Source organism: Brevundimonas intermedia (assembly GCF_027922165.1).
Classification (GTDB): domain Bacteria; phylum Pseudomonadota; class Alphaproteobacteria; order Caulobacterales; family Caulobacteraceae; genus Brevundimonas; species Brevundimonas intermedia.
In genome coordinates this window covers 300,827-318,075 of the sequence record NZ_BSFD01000001.1, presented here as the reverse complement: position 1 = coordinate 318,075, position 17,249 = coordinate 300,827, and the positions used below count along the sequence as shown (strand labels likewise).

At 68.0% G+C, this 17,249-nt stretch carries 16 protein-coding genes; 6 read left to right on the top strand and 10 right to left on the bottom strand.

What is annotated here, in order from left to right:
- The first annotated feature begins 102 nt into the window (after positions 1-102).
- From PKE72_RS01500 to PKE72_RS01480, 5 genes are all read left to right on the top strand, one after another.
- Positions 103-864: a LytTR family DNA-binding domain-containing protein gene (locus PKE72_RS01500; RefSeq protein WP_271163705.1), complete on the top strand. Its 762-nt coding sequence runs from the start codon at positions 103-105 to the stop codon at positions 862-864.
- 53 nt (positions 865-917) lie between these two features.
- Positions 918-1,043: a hypothetical protein gene (locus tag PKE72_RS01495; protein ID WP_271163704.1), complete on the top strand. Its 126-nt coding sequence runs from the start codon at positions 918-920 to the stop codon at positions 1,041-1,043.
- A 113-nt stretch (positions 1,044-1,156) separates the two neighbouring features.
- Positions 1,157-2,137: a cysteine synthase A gene (cysK, locus tag PKE72_RS01490; protein WP_271163703.1), complete on the top strand. Its 981-nt coding sequence runs from the start codon at positions 1,157-1,159 to the stop codon at positions 2,135-2,137.
- 53 nt (positions 2,138-2,190) lie between these two features.
- A complete protein-coding gene (locus PKE72_RS01485) occupies positions 2,191-3,408 on the top strand; it encodes a DUF2336 domain-containing protein (RefSeq protein ID WP_271163702.1) in 1,218 nt (405 codons plus the stop codon).
- A 148-nt stretch (positions 3,409-3,556) separates the two neighbouring features.
- A complete protein-coding gene (locus PKE72_RS01480; protein WP_271163701.1) occupies positions 3,557-3,985 on the top strand; it encodes a Ros/MucR family transcriptional regulator in 429 nt (142 codons plus the stop codon).
- A gap of 251 nt (positions 3,986-4,236) precedes the next feature.
- Here PKE72_RS01480 and PKE72_RS01475 read toward each other — a convergent pair whose 3' ends face one another.
- From PKE72_RS01475 to PKE72_RS01445, 7 genes are all read right to left on the bottom strand, one after another.
- A complete protein-coding gene (locus PKE72_RS01475) occupies positions 4,237-5,352 on the bottom strand; it encodes a DUF2336 domain-containing protein (protein WP_271163700.1) in 1,116 nt (371 codons plus the stop codon).
- Positions 5,349-6,233 (bottom strand): hypothetical protein, encoded by an 885-nt coding sequence (locus PKE72_RS01470; protein ID WP_271163699.1) that lies wholly within the window; start codon positions 6,231-6,233, stop codon positions 5,349-5,351. The genes PKE72_RS01475 and PKE72_RS01470 overlap by 4 nt, the downstream gene beginning before the upstream one ends.
- 64 nt (positions 6,234-6,297) lie before the next feature.
- Positions 6,298-7,053 (bottom strand): ABC transporter permease, encoded by a 756-nt coding sequence (locus PKE72_RS01465; protein WP_271163698.1) that lies wholly within the window; start codon positions 7,051-7,053, stop codon positions 6,298-6,300.
- Positions 7,050-7,817, bottom strand: coding sequence for an ABC transporter ATP-binding protein (locus tag PKE72_RS01460; protein WP_271163697.1), 768 nt, complete (start codon positions 7,815-7,817; stop codon positions 7,050-7,052). Before PKE72_RS01460 ends, PKE72_RS01465 begins: the two co-directional genes overlap by 4 nt.
- Positions 7,810-8,853 carry an ABC transporter substrate-binding protein gene (locus PKE72_RS01455; RefSeq protein WP_271163696.1) on the bottom strand — a complete coding sequence of 348 codons (1,044 nt, stop codon included), beginning with the start codon at positions 8,851-8,853 and terminating at the stop codon, positions 7,810-7,812. The genes PKE72_RS01460 and PKE72_RS01455 overlap by 8 nt, the downstream gene beginning before the upstream one ends.
- A 646-nt stretch (positions 8,854-9,499) precedes the next feature.
- Positions 9,500-10,492, bottom strand: coding sequence for a sensor histidine kinase (locus PKE72_RS01450; RefSeq protein WP_271163695.1), 993 nt, complete (start codon positions 10,490-10,492; stop codon positions 9,500-9,502).
- 85 nt (positions 10,493-10,577) lie between these two features.
- Positions 10,578-11,645, bottom strand: coding sequence for an alpha/beta hydrolase (locus PKE72_RS01445; protein ID WP_271163694.1), 1,068 nt, complete (start codon positions 11,643-11,645; stop codon positions 10,578-10,580).
- Between PKE72_RS01445 and PKE72_RS01440 the strand changes: the two genes are divergently transcribed.
- Positions 11,644-11,835: a hypothetical protein gene (locus PKE72_RS01440; protein WP_271163693.1), complete on the top strand. Its 192-nt coding sequence runs from the start codon at positions 11,644-11,646 to the stop codon at positions 11,833-11,835. The two genes, PKE72_RS01445 and PKE72_RS01440, sit on opposite strands and share 2 nt — an antisense overlap.
- A gap of 10 nt (positions 11,836-11,845) precedes the next feature.
- Here PKE72_RS01440 and PKE72_RS01435 read toward each other — a convergent pair whose 3' ends face one another.
- The 3 genes from PKE72_RS01435 to PKE72_RS01425 all read right to left on the bottom strand — a co-directional run bounded on the left by PKE72_RS01435 (position 11,846) and on the right by PKE72_RS01425 (position 17,230).
- Positions 11,846-13,672 carry an ABC-F family ATP-binding cassette domain-containing protein gene (locus PKE72_RS01435; protein WP_271163692.1) on the bottom strand — a complete coding sequence of 609 codons (1,827 nt, stop codon included), beginning with the start codon at positions 13,670-13,672 and terminating at the stop codon, positions 11,846-11,848.
- 67 nt (positions 13,673-13,739) lie between these two features.
- Positions 13,740-15,533: a J domain-containing protein gene (locus tag PKE72_RS01430; protein ID WP_271163691.1), complete on the bottom strand. Its 1,794-nt coding sequence runs from the start codon at positions 15,531-15,533 to the stop codon at positions 13,740-13,742.
- The gene (locus PKE72_RS01425; protein WP_271163690.1) at positions 15,524-17,230 is read right to left on the bottom strand and encodes an Hsp70 family protein; all 1,707 of its coding nucleotides are present in this window, start codon (positions 17,228-17,230) and stop codon (positions 15,524-15,526) included. The genes PKE72_RS01430 and PKE72_RS01425 overlap by 10 nt, the downstream gene beginning before the upstream one ends.
- Positions 17,231-17,249: the final 19 nt, after the last annotated feature.

Below are 17,249 nucleotides of genomic sequence, written 5' to 3'. Positions count from 1 at the left end.
CGCGCCACCGGCTTTGCGCCAGTGGGCGAACGGGTTCGCGATCCGGCGACCGGGTGCCGCGCGGCGATTCCGCAACGGCCGCCGAACGGCTAGGAAGGGCGCATGAAGATCGGGGATTCGCGATGGGGCGTAGGGCGGGCGGCGCGGCTGGGGCTGGCCGTGGCCACCGGTCTTGGCGTGCTGCTGGGTCTGGTCGGGCCGTTCGGCTCCTATATGAACGGCGCGGCGCCGATGCGGGTTCTTTACTGGGTGGTCAGCCTCTGGGCCGGCTGGGCCTTGTTCGGCCTGACCCTGCCCCTGCTGGCCAGACAGGCGATGCGGCGGGGGCTGTCGCCGTGGCTGTGGGCGCCGCCTTCGGTCGTGCTGCTGGCGGCCCCGATGACGCTGATCAGTCGCGCCCTCGCGCAGATGGTCTGGGGGCGCACTTTCGAGGTCGGGCTGCTGGAATGGTTCGGCCAGAGCCTGATCGTCAGCGCCGTGGCGACCGGAGCCATCCTATGGCTGATGTCGCGCCCGCCCGCCGCCGCCGGGACGGCTGCGGCAGCGCCGCTGTCGGCCGATCCCCGCGACCGACTGCCCGTGCATCTGGGGCGCGAGGTGATCTGTCTGCAGATGGAGGATCACTATGTGCGCGTCCACACGCCCCTGGGGTCCGACCTCGTGCTGATGTCGTTGTCGCAGGCCATGGCGGGGCTGACGGGGGTCGAAGGGGGTCAGACCCATCGGTCCTGGTGGGTGGCGCGAGCGGCCGTCGTCGGCGCGGCGGAGAACGGCCGCAATCTGAGCCTGAGGCTGAAGGGCGGGCTGACGGCGCCGGTGTCGCGGGCGCGGGTCGCGCCGCTGCGGGCGGCGGGATGGTTCTAGGCGCGGCCAGGCGTCAGCTCGACGTCCAGGGATCGCGTCGTTAGGCTGGACGCATGGCCAGCAAATCCGACCGTCTGCTTATGATCGTGCTCGGGCTGGGGGCCGTCGCTGCGGCGGTGTCGTTCGTCAGCATCTTCGTCCTGTTCGCCATCGCTATGTTCGGGGTCTTCTTCGGCTAGGCGCCGGATCTGAGTGCGGCGGAGAGAAATCATCGTCCCTGACCCCTTGCGGATCGGTCTCGCCGCCTATCTGTTACATAGACTGAACGACCCGAACCGACCGGAGCCCCCCCATGTCCGACTTCAGCTACGACGCGTCCCGCCATCTGAAGAAGGGGCGGGGCAAGGTCTATGACTCGATCATCGACACCATCGGCGACACCCCCATCGTACGCCTGCCGCGTCTGTCGGCCGAATATGGGGCGAAGGCGACGGTTCTGGCCAAGCTGGAGTTCTTCAACCCCATCGCCTCGGTCAAGGACCGGATCGGCGTGGCCATGGTCGAGGCGCTAGAGGCGGCGGGCAAGATCAATTCGGACACGGTTCTGATCGAACCAACCAGCGGCAACACCGGCATCGCCCTGGCCTTCGTCGCCGCCGCCAAGGGGCTGAGGCTAATCTTGTGCATGCCGGAGAGCATGTCGATAGAGCGGCGGAAAATGCTCGCCCTGCTGGGCGCGCAGCTGGAGCTGACGCCCGCCGAGAAGGGTATGAAGGGCGCTATCGCCCGGGCTGAGGAACTGCTGGCCTCGACGCCGAACGCCGTCAGCCCGTCGCAGTTCGAGAACCTGGCCAATCCGGCCATCCACCGCGCGACCACGGCTGAGGAAATCTGGAACGACACCGACGGCGCCGTGGACGTGATCGTGGCCGGCGTCGGCACCGGCGGCACCATCTCGGGCGTCGGTCAGGCGCTGAAGGCCCGCAAGGCTTCGATCCAGATGATCGCGGTCGAGCCCGAGGCCTCGCCGGTCCTGTCGGGCGGGGCGCCGGGGCCGCACAAAATCCAGGGCATTGGGGCGGGTTTTGTTCCGGCCATCTATGACGGATCGGTGGTCGATGGGGTCGAACAGGTGTCGAACGACGACGCCTTCGACATGGCGCGCAAGGCGGCCCGCACGGAGGGTATTCCGGTGGGCATCAGCTCGGGCGCGGCCCTGACCGCCGCCTTCCGCCTGGCGGCGCGCGACGAGAATGCGGGCAAGACCATTGTGGTGATCATCCCGTCCTTCGCCGAACGCTATCTGTCCACGGCCCTGTTCGAAGGCCTGTGACCGAACGGGACGGCGATACGTCGGGTTAACCCGCGCCGCCCTAGTCTGGAGCCATGAACGAGGCGACAGCCCTGGATGACGACGATGCGGCGCCGCCGGCGCTGAAGGCCCGGCATGCGCTGCTGAAGCGGCTGGCCGACGTCGTGTCTCTTCCGGCAAGCCGGATCAACGCCTTCGAACGGGCGGTCACCGGCGACCTGCTGGTTGAGATGCTGCGCCAGGCCTCGCCGCAGGAGCGTCGGCGCGTCGCTGCGCGCCTGACGCCGTTGGCCGAGCTGCCCGACAGTGTGGCGCGACTGCTGCTGCGCGATGCCCCCGAGGTCGCGGGCCTGCTGATCGAGCAGTGCGCCGCCCTGAGCGACGCCGACCTGGTTGGCTGCGCAAGGGACGCCGGGCCCGAACATCGGCTGATCATGGCCGGACGGCGCGGCCTGTCCGAGATCGTGACCGAGACCCTGTTCGGCTTCGGCGAGGTTGAGACCATCGAGGCGGTGCTGCGCAATTCCAGCGCGCGACTGTCCCAGGTGGGAATCGAGTCGGTGGTCGCGCTGAGCCGTAAACAGCCCCGGCTGTGCGGCCTGCTGCTGAAACGGCCCGAGCTGAGGCCGTCGGGCGCCTATGTGATGTTCTGGTGGTGCGGGGCAGACGATCGGCGCATCATCCTGCAGCGGTTCGCTGTGTCGCGGGAGTTGATGCAGGAGGTGTCCGAGGACGTCTTCGCCATGGCGGCGGACGAGGCCTGGTCGGATCCGGTGTCGCGCAAGGCGTTGCAGTTCATCGAGCGGCGGCAACGCAACCGCGCCGCGATCGAGAAAAGTCCCTATGACGGACTGGAGCACGCCATCGCTGTCGCCGCGCAGGACGGCCTGTCGCGAGAACTGGCGTCGGAGATCGCCTTTCTGGCGGGGGTGAAGCCGCTGACCGGGGCCAAGATCCTGGGTGATCCGGGGGGGGAGCCCTTGGCGATCCTGTGCAAGGCCACAGGCCTGTCGCGTGTCGATCTGCTCAACCTGTGGCGCTCGATGCGGCGGCCCGAGACGACGACCGAAGGCGCGGTGCACCCGGATCTGGATCGCGTGCAGATCACCTATGAAATTCTGGCGGTGGACCGGGCCCAGACCGTATTGCGTTACTGGAACTGGTCTCTGTCGTCAGCGCTGACGCCAAATCTCTTGCGCGCGATCCGCGAGGGCGAGGATGACGCAGTTGATGAATATTCGGCTCCTGAGCGAGCGGCCATGATGGCTTTGGCCGAAGACTTCGGTCGTTAGATCAGCGCCACTGTAAGTGTTACGACACTGATGCGAAATGCACGTATTTCGCTGGATTGCTTTTAACGCCAAACAACCCTAAGACCCGGCATCAACGTTCGACTGGCGTTTCAGTCGAATGAAATAGATCACGAAAGAGACGCCGCGAATGGAAGAGAAGCCCGAACTGCTCGAAATGACCGCCGACATCGTGTCGGCCTATGTCGGCAACAACACCGTCACGGCTGAAGCCCTGCCGGCGTTGATCGCCAATATTCACGCCGCGCTGTCGGGCGTTTCGAACGGTCCTGTCGAGGTCGAGCCCGAGCCGAAAGAGCCGGCGGTGCCGATCCGCAAGTCGATCAATGCGGACTTCCTGATCTGCCTGGAAGACGGTCGCAAGTTCAAGTCGCTGAAGCGTCACCTGCGCACCAAGTACGACATGAGCCCCGAAGATTACCGCGCCAAATGGGGTCTGCCGAAAGACTATCCGATGGTCGCGCCCAACTACGCCAAGGCCCGTTCGGAACTGGCCAAGCAGATGGGCCTGGGCCAGGGCGGCCGCAAACCCGCCCGCGCCACGCGCGCCAAGAAGTAAGAGCCGGTCTGCACCAGTAGAAGACGCCCGCTTCCGCAAGGAGGCGGGCGTTTTTGCTTGGAGGTACGGGCCGGACCTCTCCCTCCCCCAGCTGGGGAGGGGGGCGTAGCGCAGCGAAGCCGGGTGGGCGGGGCCGGGCGACGCATCGCAAACCAGGCGAGATTTAGATCGGCGCGCTATTGCCTTGCCGCCCCCACCCCGTCGCTGGCGCGACGCCCCTCCCCCGCAGGGGGAGGGAGATATAGTGAGTTTTAAGCCGCCTGGGCGACGCGGCGCATGCGCCAGAAGCGGAGGGTGCGCATGGCGGCCTCACGGGTCAGTTCGCCGTACATCCTACCATAGGCGGCGGCCTTGCCCATCGGGTTGGAGTCGGCCCCCAGCAGCGACACCGCATAGGTCAGGAAGATGGCCCGGTCGATGTCGGCGGCCTTGCAGATGATCGACAGCGCGTCCAAGTCACGACGATCAACGATGCTGCGCGCGGTGTGGAAGTCTACGTCCGACAGGCGCGACAGGGCGATCAGGAAGGGGGTGCGGCCCTTGGAGCGCAGGAAGCGGATCAGCATCTGCGGCGTCAGCTGGCCGGCGGCGTAAAGCTCTTCGACATAGGCCTGGCTGTCGGCGTAGTCGGGGGGCAGGGCGCCGTCGTCGGTGGCGACGCGGGTCCGGCCGGCGGCGAGGGCCGCCTCCAGCAGTTCCGGGTCCATCTGTGCGTTCTGTTCGAGGATCTGCTGGCGCAGCCGGGCCTCGACGACGAAATACATGTCGTTCAGCAGATCGGCGGGCAGGCCCTTGCGTTCGACAGCGGGAGCGTGAAGCTCGGGATTGCTCTTGGCCCGTTCCACGGCGGTCTCGGACGCCGCGCGCGACAGCTGGGCGCCGTCGTTGCGGAGCAGGACGCCCAGGGTCTGGTCGTCGCCGCGTTCGACAATGATTTCCGATACGGCTTCGGAGACTTCGGTCCGGCCGGAGACGGCGCGCATATGGTCCTGACCCTGGCGGCTGACCACGCCGATCAGGTCGGCGTCCGTCAACAGCGCGGAGCCGCGCAGCACAGGGCCGGCGACCTCGATCTGGTCTTCGGCGAGACGCCGGATCAGGCTGGCCGGCGCATTGGGCGCGGTGGCGAACCGGGCGGCCAGCTCGGCGCGGACGGCCGTCTCCATTTCGTCGGACAGGGTCTCGAGCACCGAGCCGTAGAGCTCGGTCTCGGCGGCGCTGTGCTCGATCCCGCCAAGGAAGTGGTCGGACAGTTCGCGCAGCAGCAGCCGACGCTTCTCGCTGGAGGTCTCGTTGGCGAGGGCGATGAGGTCGGGTAGGCGCGAGGACAGAATGATGTCTTGTTCGGTAGAGGAGGCGTCGGTCACGGCAGATCGTCCTCCGTGGTCTGGGGCGCGGCGCGGACCGTACCGTCGCTGTTGCGCAGCAGGGCCGGCGGCCCGTCGGGTCGAGCGAGGTCGGCGGACGACGGGGTCTGGATCATCTCGACCGGCAGGGCGTCCAGATAGATGGGCTGAGCCGGGGCGATCGGGTCGGGTTTGCGGCCGGCCTGACGGTGGACGGAGTAGAAGCGGGCGCCCAGGACGGGGCCGGAAGACAGAACGGCCTGGACGATCTCCGGCTGGGCGCCGTTCTGGGGACGGGGTTGGGGTGCGGGGGCCGGGCTGGCACCGGACTTCTCGGAGGCCGGAAGCGGGGCTTCCACGGGCGGCTGCGCTTCCGGCTGCGCCTGCAGCCGGAAGATCGGCGCGTCGCGTCGGGGGGCCATCGGGTCGAAGACGGCGGCGACCGATGCGGCCTCGGCTTGACCTTGGGCCTCTACCAGAACCTGTTCGGGAAGCGCGCTGGGGGCGGGAGAAGAAGCTGCGGCTGTCTGGGCGTGGACGGGCGGCGTCGGCACATGGGCCGCTGGCTCGCGCGACGGAATATAGGGTTGGAGCGTCGCACTGGACGCGGCGGCTGGCGGCGTCGTCCAGTCGCTGGCGGGGGTCAGGCCGCGACGGGTCGGGGAGACGGCGGGCGCCGGGGTGGCGATCCGGGGCAGCGGAATCGACCGACCGACCGGGGTGGGCGAAGGCGCCGCAGCGCGCGGGGCGGCTGCCTGCCCGGTCCTAACCTTGCCCGGCCAGGACAGGTAGCGCAGGCCATCGGCTGTGGTCTGCGTTTGACCTTGGGCTTGAGCCATGGCGGCGCCCGACGTCGCAGAGGCGGCGACCAGGACACTCGACAGGATCAGGGCGCGTCGCAAAGGGGCGGTTCTCACGCGATTGATAGACAGCCCACACGCTAGGCGCTCATCGCTTAACCCGCCGCTAACGGCGCAGAAGGAATCGCGCGGTCAAGGCGACCGCCGCGTTCAAAACCAGGCCCAACACGGTAAGACACAGGACGCCCGCCAGCATTTCGGCGGTGCGCAGTCTGTTGCCAGCCTCCAGCAGCCGCCAGGCCAGGCCCTGGGTCGCGCCTGAGCCTGAAACGAACTCGGCGACCACGGCGCCGATGACAGCGAGGCCCGCGGCGACCCGCAGACCTTCTAGGGCGAACGGCACAGCCGAGGGCAGCCGCAGCCGCCACAGCCTTTGCAGAGGCGTGGCGCCATAGAGGTCGAACAGTCGCTCCAGATCGGGATCGGCCGACTTCAGCCCGGTCAGGACGCCCGAAAACAGGGGGAAGAAGGCGACCAGGGCCGCCAGGGCCACGACGGCCCGGTCAGCGTGGTCCAGCCCGGCCCAGATCAGCACCAGGGGGGCGACGGCGACGACGGGCGTGACCTGAAGCGCCACGGCCAGGGGGCGCACGGCCCGCTCGGCCCCCGGATGAAGCGACACCGCCAGGGCCAGGCCGCCGCCGATCAGGCCGGCCAGGATCAGGGCCTGAACCGCCATGCCGAAGGTGATCCAGGCCGAGGCGGCCAGGCGCGGGCCCGCTTCGACCAGGGCCAGGGCCACGGCGCTGGGCGGCGGCAGAACGTAGACCGGCAGGTCCGCGAGGCGGCAGGCCGTCTCCCAGGCCGCCAGCAGCAGGGCGGTCAGCAGCAGGGGCGGGGCGAGGTCGGCGAGGCGTCTCATGCCGCCGTATCCGCTTGAGGGGCCATGGCGGCCTCCAGGGCGTCGACGACCGCCTCCACCGTCTGGCGAAAGGCGGGGTCGGCGCGCCAACGGTCGGGACGCGGCGGGGCGCCGGGCGTGGGCAGGTCGGCGACGGGGCGGCCGCTCGCGGCGTCCAGCACCACGACCCGTTGGGCCAGATAGACGGCCTCCTCGACGTCATGGGTGACGAAAACGACGGCGGGCCTGGGGGCGGCCGTGGCCCACAGGGCGTGCAGATCCTCGATCAGGCGACGCCGGGTCACGCTGTCCAGGGCGGCGAAGGGCTCGTCGAGCAGCAGCAGGTCGGGCGCCGTCACCAGGGCGCGGGCCAGGGCGGCGCGCATGGCCATGCCGCCCGACAGCTGGGACGGGGGGGCGTTCAGCCGGTCGCTCAGGCCGACGGCCGCCAGGGCGGCGGCGGCGCGGTCGCGGGCCTGGGACCTGGATACGCCCGCCAGCTCCAGCGGCAGGGCGACGTTGGACAGAGCGTCGGCCCAGGGCGTCAGGGTGGGGCTCTGGAAGACGAAGCCGGTGCGGCCGACGCCGGCGGCGCGCGTCAGCTCGCCGGCGCTCGCGGTCTGAAGCCCGGCCAGCAGCCGCAAGGTCGTCGACTTGCCCGCGCCCGAGGCGCCGACCAGGGCCAGGATCTCGCCCCGCGCCACGGTCAGGTCGATGGGGCCCAGCGGGGCGCGACCGGCCAGATCGACCGTCACCCCCCGCAGCGCGGCGATGAACTCAGCCACGACCCGGCAGGTAGTTGTCGGTGAAGGCCTCGCGCCAGTTCAGGCCGGGATCAAAGACGCCCGCCTGGCTGGTGACCTCGAAGAAGGCCTGCCAGCGGTCGGCGGTCATGGCCCCCAGGCCGTAAAGGGCCGCATCCCCGCCGTCGACGATGGCGTTGTCGCGCAGCTTTTGCCGGGCCTGATCCAGGATGGCCTGGGTCATTTCCGGATTGTCCTTGCGGATCAAGGCGTCGCCCGGCGCCGCATCGCCCCGCAGATAGTCGCGCCAGCCCTCGGCCGAGGCGGCGATGAAACTGCGCAGGGCGGTGGCGTTGTCCCGCGCGAAGGCGTTGGGGGCCAGGACCATGGTCGCGTAGGACGGATAGCCCTCGTCGGCCAGCAGGAAGACCTTGGGCTCGAACCCCGCCTCCTGTTCGATGGTGTAGGGTTCGCTCGTCAGATAGCCCTGCTGCACCGCCCGCTCGTCGGCCAGGAAGGGCGCCAGGTTGAAGGTGTATTTGCGCACCTGGTCGTCGGTGAAGCCGTATTTGGCCTTCAGCCAGACCCAGAAGGCGTTGATCGAGGCGTCGGCCAGCAGGATCGGCCGGCCGGCCAGATCGGCGATGGTTTCCAGCGCTGGATCGGGGTGGGCGATCAGGACCTGGGGATCCTTCTGGAAGAAGGCGGCGACGGCCTTCACCGGGGCGCCGGCGGCGACCAGGTTCATCGGGATGAAGCTGTTGGACCCCATGCCCAGTTCGACGGCGCCCGAGGCCAGCAGCTGCGGCACGTTCACGCCGGGCCCGCCCTGGATTATCTCGACGTTCAGCCCGCGCTTCTCATAGGCGCCGGTCGCCAGGGCTTGATAGAAACCGCCCTGTTCCGCCTGGGCGCGCCAGTCGGTGGCGAAGCGCAACCTTACCCGGCCCTGTTCGTCCACCGGCGCTTCGGACCGCGTGCAGGCGCGCAGGCCGAGCGCCGCCCCCCCCACCACGGCCGCGCCGCCCGCGAGCAGGGCGCGGCGTCGGGTCAGCAGGCGATTCCCACGCTGGATCATGGCCCTGCTTTACGAGGGGACGACGGCCTTGGGAAGGCGGGGGGCGAGCGACGGCGCATTGATTGGGGGCTGAGGGCCTCAAGGGAAGCGGTCTGGCGTGACGCAGGCCCGAATTGAGCGAGGGGACGAAGCGTTCAGGGGGAACCCGTGAACTTCGTCCCCTCGCCAAGTCCGGGTTGGACTTGGCCGGTTGGGTCAGGGCCTCGGCCTGGGCGTCGTCGGGGGCGAACCCGCGAGGACGGTCGGCTGTATCCTGTCGCGCTCCGGGTCTCAGGCGTCCCACGGCATTGCGTCCGCGTCGTCCGTCGATCCCGATCCGGTTCCCCTGCCGCCGTCGATCCGAAGATCGTCTAAAGCCTGGGCCGTGGATCCCGCCCGTCGCCCGTTACGATCCGAAGACCGCCCGTTCGCGCCGGGTCGTAGAGCCGGGCCGGTTCGCTTGAAGCCGGGGTCTCCCCCGATTTCCGCGCCGCCGTGTCCCTCGGCCTGTTGACGTTCTCGCGAAACCCGGTATGAGGCAAGCGCCCGAACTCGCCCCTATGTGCATGATTGGCCCGGCGGCGGTGGACAAACCTGTGAACATCGGTGGACGGATTGAATTCGCTTTTGCGGATCAGTGTTTTGTCTTGTCCACAGAAACGGGATGTCAGTGCTCTGGCGTTCTGGGATAGCTGAGAACGCAGAGCGCGCCTGGACCGGCGTCGATGATGCTGAAGCGGCCGTGCAACTGTTCGGCCAGACCCAGGACGATCCGCAGGCCCAGGCTGCCCCCCTTGGCGGGATCGAAGTTCGGCGGGGGGCCATCGCCGTCGTCGCGCACCTCGAGCCGACGCTCGGGCCCCTCTTCATACAGGCGGACGTCGATCCGGCCGGGGCGGCCGGGGAAGGCGTGTTCCAGGGCGTTGTTGACGCACTCCAGCAGGATTAGCACGACCGGCGTCGCCTCTTCCGCCGTCAGGGCGTGGCGGGCGTCCTCGACCACCACCGTCACGTCGGTGCGACCGGCGGCGTTCAGGGCGTCACAGACCAGGCGACGCGCCAGGTCGTCGAAGGGCGCGGCCGCGCCGTCGGCGTCGAGCAGGCTGCGCTGGACATTGGCGATCATGGCGGTGCGGGCCGAGGCCTCAGACAGGGCGCGGCGGGCCGCGGGATCCTTCGACATTCCGGCCTCGAGCCGCAGCAGGCTGCTGACGACTTGGATGTTGTTAGAGACGCGGTGCTGGACTTCTTTCAGCAGCAGGTCGCGGCTCTCGGCCAAGGCGGCGTTGCGCGCCACCTCGCGCCGTAGATTGTCGGTCGCGGAGTTCATGCCGATGATGAAGAAGATGTCGACGGCGACCACGAAGACGTAAAAGGCCAGGGCCATCCCCGTCGCCAAGCTCCAGTCGAAACCGGGCGCGCCAATCCAGAACCACCAGGCGCTGAGACCTGACAGGACGGCGGTCAGCACCGCGGGCTTCAGGCCCGCGAAATAGGTGGCGACGACGACTGCCGGGAAGAAAGTCAGGTAGGGGAAGCCGGGCGGAAACCAGTCGGCCAGAGCCATGCGGACGCCGAAGGCCGTTAGCCAGGCGCAAATCGCCAAGCCGTAGCCATAGATCGGATTGCTGCGAAACCACGCCGAACTCAAAAGCCGCATCCTCTTCTTTCCTGCGTATGGACTGCGCGGCGGTGAAGGTTTCTGCGGTAAGGGAAATCCGTCGTTGCGACAATCGTGAAATGGTTCAGCTTGTGAGCCGGTTGTTCAACCAGGCGCGAACGGCGCCCCGTGCGCCACGGGCGGCGGGGCCGCCGAAGTGGAGGAAGCCATGCGGCGTCTCGGGCACGCGGATCAGGTCAGCCTCGGCGACCTCTCCCCATCGCGTGGCCATCAAGAGGCTGTCTTCGAACAGGGGGTCGTATTCGCCGGCCAGGAAAAGGGCGGGAGGCAGGCCGGTCAGGTCGGCATAGAGGGGCGAGACGTCGGGCCGACGAAGGCCCGCCTCGTCGCGGTCGGGGGCAAGGCGGGCAAGGTCGGCCTGCATGGTGGGGCCGTTGAACAACAGGGTGTCCGGGTCGGCGGAGCGGACGCTTTCGGTCCCTGACAGGTCGAAGACCCCATAGGTGAAGACGCAGCCCGCCACCCGATCAATCAGCCCCTGGTCGCGCAGGGCCACGGCGGTCAGGGCCGCCAGATGGGCGCCGGCGGACTCGCCGGTCAGGAAGACGGTCGCGGCGCCCAGGCGGTCCACATGGGTCACAGTCCAGTGGGCGGCGGCCAAGCAATCGGCGATGGCGGCGTCGATATAGACCTGGCGGCGCTCGGACAGCAGACGGTAATCGACCGAAACGACGCAGAAGCCGTGGCGGGCGAGATGGGCGTTGAGCCGATCATTCAGGCCGGCGCTGCCCAGGACCCAGCCGCCGCCATGGATGTCCAGAACAACGGCGCGAGGCGGCCCCTCGGGGCGGAGGATGCGAAGGGGAACGGCGTGGTCGCCGTCGGTCTGGAGGATCTCTACCGCGACGCCGCGTTTGCGCAGGCGCGGCACGGTCACGGCGCCGGCGGCGGCGTCCAGCCAGACCGACAGGCGTTGGCCGGCCTCGATGCGCCAGGCGTCGGTGCGCAGGCGCGGCGCGCGGGCCAGGACGGCGTTGATGCGCCGCACCGCCGCCTGCTGGGGCGGGGGGAAGTCGACGACGTGTGTGCGCAGGGTCATGCTGCTGGAGTGGGCGAGGGCGGGTTTGGTTTCAAGGGCGCGGGCGTCGGCCAATTCGCCAAACGCCGAAAGCCGCCGTAAGGTCGGCGCCATGAAACGGCTCACACCCTTTGGCGTCTTGCTGATCTTTGGCCTGATCGGCCTGCTGACCAAGAATTTCGGCCTTTGGTTCGCCTTCGGGATTGTCGCCTTCATCGTCGTGGGCGTCATGCAGAACCGGCGCGAGGCCCCGAAGCCTGCCGAACAGGACGGTGAGGCGAAAGACGGCGAAACGGAGGTTTAGGCCGCGACCCTCACCCCGCCAGGGCGGCCTTTTTCTCTTCCAGCTCCAGCCATTCCAATTCGGCGGCTTCCAGGTCGGCGCGGGCCTTGTCGGCCGCCTTCATGGCGGCGTCGAAGGCCTTGGGGTCTCGGGTGTAGAGGTTGGGGTCGGCCAGGGTGACGTCGTGTTTGGCGATGACGGCGGGAAGACTGTCGATCAGGGCCTCCAGTTCCTTCAGGCGGTGGGCGTCCTTGAACGAGAGTTTGACGGTTTTCTTGACGGCGGCCTGGGCGACGGCGGGCGCGGGGTTGTCGGCGGCGCGCTGGGCGGCGGCCTTGTCCTGGGGGCGAGGGTTCGAGCCCGGCTGGAGGAAGCCGGGGTTCTGGCGAATGAAGTCGGTCCAGCCGCCGGGGGTCTCGACGATGTCGCCGCGCCCGTTGAGGGCCAGGGTCGAGGTCGACAGCCGGTCGATGAAGTCACGGTCGTGGGAGACCAGGATCAGGGTGCCGTCATAATTCTCGAGCAGCTCTTCCAGCTTGTCGAGCGTATCCATGTCCAGGTCGTTGGTCGGTTCGTCGAGGATCAGCAGGTTTGCGGGCTTGGCCAGGGCGCGAGCCAGCAGCAGGCGGTTGCGCTCGCCGCCCGACAGGGTCGAGATCGGCTGGCGCAGTTGGGCTTCGGAAAAGAGGAAGTCTTTGGCGTAGGCGGCGACGTGTTTGGACACGCCGCGCACCAGGATGCTGTCGCCGCCGCCGGGCGTCAGGGCGTCCCACAGGGTCATGTCCGACTTCAGCCCCTCGCGCGACTGGTCCAGATAGACGGATTCCAGATTGGAGCCCATGCGGACCGTGCCCTCGTCAGGCGGCAGTTCGCCCAGCAGGGTCTTGACCAGGGTGGTCTTGCCCGCGCCGTTGGGGCCGACGATGCCCAGGCGGTCGCCGCGGATGATGCGGGTGGTCAGGTCCTTGAACAGGGTGCGGCCGTTAAAGCCCTTGGACACGCCCTTGATCTCGGCGACCAGCTTGCCCGAAGTCGAGCCGGAATCGACGCCGAGATAGAGCTCGCGCGGGGCGTCCTTCATCTTCTCGGCGCGTTCCGCGCGCAGGGCGTTCAGCGAGCGGGCGCGGCCCTCGTTGCGGCTGCGGCGGGCCGTGATGGAGCTGTAGAAGGTGGCGGTCTCGCGCTCGATGGTCTTGGTCAGGCGACGCAGGGATTCGGCCTCTTCCTCCATGACCTTGGTCGACCATTCGTCGAACTCGACGAAGCCCTTGTTCAGGGTGCGGACGCGGCGGTTCTCTAGCCAGTGAACGGTGTTGGTGACGCGGTTCAGGAAGGCGCGGTCGTGGCTGACGACCAGAAGGGCGAGCCGGGCCTGGAGCAGCTCGTTCTCCAACAGTTCGATGGCCAGGATGTCGAGGTGGTTGGTCGGCTCGTCCAGCAGCAGCAGATCGGGCTCTTCTGCGAAGGCCTTGGCCAGGGCGGCGCGGCGGGTCTCGCCGCCGGATAATCCTTGCGTGGATTTTTCGGGGTCGAGACCGAAGGTGGCGAGCCAGGCTTCTGCGGTCCAGCTCTCGGCCTCGCCGGACGAAGCGTAGTCGAGCAGGGTCTCGCCGGTGATGACGGGTTCCTGCGGCACATAGGCGAAGCGGACGGCGGACTGGATCGAGCGGTCGCCGCTGTCGGGCTCGATCAGACCCATGACCACCTTCATTAGAGTGGACTTGCCGGCGCCGTTGCGACCGACGAGGGCCGCGCGGCTGCGCGGTTCGACCGCGAGGTCGACGCCGTCGAAGAGGGGGCGCTGGCCGTCCTGAAGGCGGACGTCCTTGAGAGCGACGAGGGGGGGTCTGGCTGCCATGGGCGGCCATATAGAGGAGGGAAGGTCAATCCGCCATCCGCTGACTTGGATAGGCCGTGGTCGTCGATCAGGCGGCGAGCGAACGTGGTCTCGGCTTTTTCTTCTTTTTGACGAACAGACCGATCCGGTCGCCCAGGGTGGTCAGGGCGATCAGCCCGCCGATCCAGGCGCCGCCCCAGACGAAGAGAGTGGACCCCGTGGTCTGAACATCGGTATCCGGCCCGGAAAAGGATACGAGGGCAAGAAAGACAACGCCGATCGGCGTCGCCCAGCGCCTTATCCGCAGCATGGGGAGCGACTGGTGCGCTGAGGCCAGGATGCCCCCAGCGGCCGCTAGATAAAGGACGGCGACCGCCAGGGGCGCGGACGGAAGGACATCGGAGGCCAGGGCCAGGGCGGCGCCGGTCGCCGCCAGGCTGATAAGGCCGATGTCGGCGGTGCGGCGCGTCTGGGGCGTCGACGACGCGCGGCGGGCCAGGTGGACGGCGCCCATGGCGAACAGCAGCAACAACAGCCAGAGAGAGACCCACAGCATGGGGCGGCCTAGCAAGGCGGACTGGGCGACGATCCACAGCGGCAGGAAAACCGGCGGCCAGGTGAAGAGCCATTGCAGGCGTGTCTTGAAGCCGTCGTTGTCCAGGACGATCGCGGCCCACCAGACAAGAGCCGCACCGATCAGGCCGACGCTGACGACCAGAACCCCAGTGGTCGCGTCGGACAGGCCGGGGGGGACGAGAGCGGCGAGAAGCACAAGACCGGCCGCCGCGACCGCCCAACCGCAGGAAATCCAGAAGTCGGAGCTCCGCCCGGACTGCAATAGTCTCCAGCGCGGCAGAATGAGGAAGTAATGGCCGGCCAGAACGGAAAGGAGGCCGCCGATCAGGCCGCCCGCAATCATGATTAGGGGAGGCACGGTCGAACGCCCCGCTCCATTCTGCACCGCAGCTATGAGTGCGCAGATCGCGACCGGTATGATGACCAGGGCCAGGCTGGAAAGGCCGAAACGCGGTCGCGACAGGTGTTGGCGCCACCAGGCGATGGAGTTGGGGTTCAGATAGTTGAGGACGTAAGGCGTCTCGTAGTCGATCCGGGCCAGAAGATCGCCGATCTGCTTGCGGAAATCTGGGCTGAAGCGGGCCGCCACGCGATCCTTGAACCTCATGGGCTTGGCCAGGGCGACGAAGGAGGCGTGGGCCGGGTGGCCGGGACTTCTCAGGCGCTTGAGCGTATCCAGATCCTCGCGATGTTGAAGCGCGCCGAGGCCTGGGCTCCAATGTTCGCCGACCGGGCGGCGATCCCAGCCGAAGAAGGCCACGGTGGGTTCAACCAGAACGGCGAAGGCGGGGCTGCGCTGGGCCGCCAGTTGTCCGAGCCAGTGTTCCGTCGACTGGTGGGTGTCCAAGGCGCCAAGGGCGCGCGAATGGAAGACGTCGATCAGGGCGTTGAGGATCGATTCCTCGTCCACGGTCGGGCGATTGAGGGCGGCCAACAAGGCGTCGCAGCGTCGTTGGTGCTCGGTACGGTCCGCCTGATCGCGCGCTATTTCTCCGGCCAGAACATCATCCGTCGCGACGGCGTCCAAGCGCGTTTCGCCCCTGTCCGCCGGCTGGTCCTCATCGACGGGTTGATGGAGATCGGCATCTGGTCCAGCTTCGGGCGCCGCGCTTTGCAGGTCTTGCCAGGCGGCATGTCGGGCGCGGTGCAGCGCCTGTTCGTAGGCGTCCCGCAGGGCCTGGAAGCCTTGGGGATCGTCCTCGGGATGGACGATCTTCAGCCGGCGCGCATAGGCGCGACGAATCTCACGCTCATCGGTGGACGGCGAAATCGCCAGTTCGCGCCAGATCGAACGATCTACAGCCATGTGGCGCCCTCGAACTGGTCGAGAACCTGAAGCAGTTCCTTGCGGGCGTGCTCGATCTCGCGCGGGTCCTGTCGCTCCAAGATGAAGCTGAATCGATCCATGTGCTGGCCGATGAACTGCCGCTGATCGCCCAGAGAGTCCTCGTAGCAGCGGGCGGCTCGGGCCAAGGCGGCGCGGTTCAGGTCTGCGTCGCGCGGGTGATGCTTCAGTTCGGCGAGTTCGGCCCGGCGTCGGGAGAACTCGGGCGCCGTCATCGTCTCTTCGTCGGCGATGACCAGTTCCCGCCGTTCGCCCGTTGCGGGGACATGAACGTCCACTTCAAGCAGGCCATTGATGTCGTAGGAGAAACGCACCTCGACCGCGATCTCGCCGGCCTTGGCGGGAGGGACCGCGATCTCCACCTCGCCCAGGCGGATGTTGTCCGACACGGCGCGGGACTCGCCCTGATAGATCGGCAACTTCACGAACTTCTGGTTCGCCTCCATGGTCGAATAGACCTGGACCCGGCTGGCCGGGATGACGGTGTTGCGTTCGATGATCGGCGAGAACACGCCGCCGCGGATCATGTTGCCGGGCCCGCGTTCGCTGACCTCTACGCCCAGGGTGTAGGGGCAGACGTCGGTCAGGACGACTTCCTTGAGAGCGACGTCGCGCGCCTTCAAGCCGGCCTGGACGGCGGCGCCCAGGGCGACGGCTTGGTCCGGATCAACGGCGTTGGAGGGGAAGCGGCCGAACATCTTTGTCACGGCGCGGCGAACGAGCGGCATGCGGGTCGCCCCGCCGACCATGACGATCTCCTTCAGCTGACCGGCGTGCAGACCGGAATCGCGCAGCGCGCGCAGCACCGGGTCCCGCATTCGGGTCACCAGACCAGAGCAGAGGGTGTCGAAACGGTCGGCGGTGAAGCGATGCTCGAACACCTGGTCCTTCCAGGTCACGGACATGATGACCTCGGCGCTGTCGGTCAGGCCGCGCCGCGCCCTTTCTGCCGCCGCCCGGATGCGTTCGCGCAGGACGGGATCGGCCCTGTCTTCGGTCGAAATGCGATCTCCGATCGCCTTGCCGAAGTCCTCGATGAGGACCTGGTTGAAGTCTTCGCCGCCCAGGCGATTGTCGCCGGTAGAGGCGCGCACCTCAATCACGCCCTCGAAGATTTCCAGAACGGAGACGTCGAAGGTGCCGCCGCCGAGGTCGAAGACCAGGAACATGCTCTGGTCGTCCAACTCATGGATGCCATAGGCGAGGGCGGCGGCCGTGGGCTCGTTCAGCAGGCGCTCGACCTTGAGCCCGGCCAGTTCGCCGGCGCGCCGCGTGGCCTTTCGCTGCTTGTCGTTGAAATAGGCCGGCACGGTGATGACCGCCTCGGTCACCGGCTGTCCCAGGAAGACCTGGGCGTCGTCGACCAAGCGGCGCAAGACCAGGGCCGACAGCTCCTCCGGTGAAAAGCCTTTTTTGCCCAGGCGTGTGACGCGGTTGGAGCCCATGTAACGTTTGAACGCGGTCGCCGTCAGGGCCGGATGGGTCGATTGTCGTTCCCGAGCCGCCAAGCCAACAAGGACCTCCCCCGTGGTCTCATCCAGGCTGACCGCCGAGGGCGTGAGGAGATGACCCAGGCTGTTGGGGATCAGTTCTGCCTTGCCGTCACGCCATAACGCGACCGCGCTGTTGGTCGTGCCCAAGTCAATGCCGATGATCACGCGTAACCCCCGATTACTG

Coding starts and splice junctions, on each gene's coding strand:
- PKE72_RS01445 (WP_271163694.1), bottom strand. CDS start 11,645: ATGGCGCCGACCTTACGGCGGCTTTCGGCGTTTGGCGAATTGGCCGAC.
- PKE72_RS01480 (WP_271163701.1), top strand. CDS start 3,557: ATGGAAGAGAAGCCCGAACTGCTCGAAATGACCGCCGACATCGTGTCG.
- PKE72_RS01430 (WP_271163691.1), bottom strand. CDS start 15,533: ATGGCTGTAGATCGTTCGATCTGGCGCGAACTGGCGATTTCGCCGTCC.
- PKE72_RS01440 (WP_271163693.1), top strand. CDS start 11,644: ATGAAACGGCTCACACCCTTTGGCGTCTTGCTGATCTTTGGCCTGATC.
- PKE72_RS01435 (WP_271163692.1), bottom strand. CDS start 13,672: ATGGCAGCCAGACCCCCCCTCGTCGCTCTCAAGGACGTCCGCCTTCAG.
- PKE72_RS01450 (WP_271163695.1), bottom strand. CDS start 10,492: ATGCGGCTTTTGAGTTCGGCGTGGTTTCGCAGCAATCCGATCTATGGC.
- cysK (WP_271163703.1), top strand. CDS start 1,157: ATGTCCGACTTCAGCTACGACGCGTCCCGCCATCTGAAGAAGGGGCGG.
- PKE72_RS01485 (WP_271163702.1), top strand. CDS start 2,191: ATGAACGAGGCGACAGCCCTGGATGACGACGATGCGGCGCCGCCGGCG.
- PKE72_RS01500 (WP_271163705.1), top strand. CDS start 103: ATGAAGATCGGGGATTCGCGATGGGGCGTAGGGCGGGCGGCGCGGCTG.
- PKE72_RS01465 (WP_271163698.1), bottom strand. CDS start 7,053: ATGAGACGCCTCGCCGACCTCGCCCCGCCCCTGCTGCTGACCGCCCTG.
- PKE72_RS01495 (WP_271163704.1), top strand. CDS start 918: ATGGCCAGCAAATCCGACCGTCTGCTTATGATCGTGCTCGGGCTGGGG.
- PKE72_RS01455 (WP_271163696.1), bottom strand. CDS start 8,853: ATGATCCAGCGTGGGAATCGCCTGCTGACCCGACGCCGCGCCCTGCTC.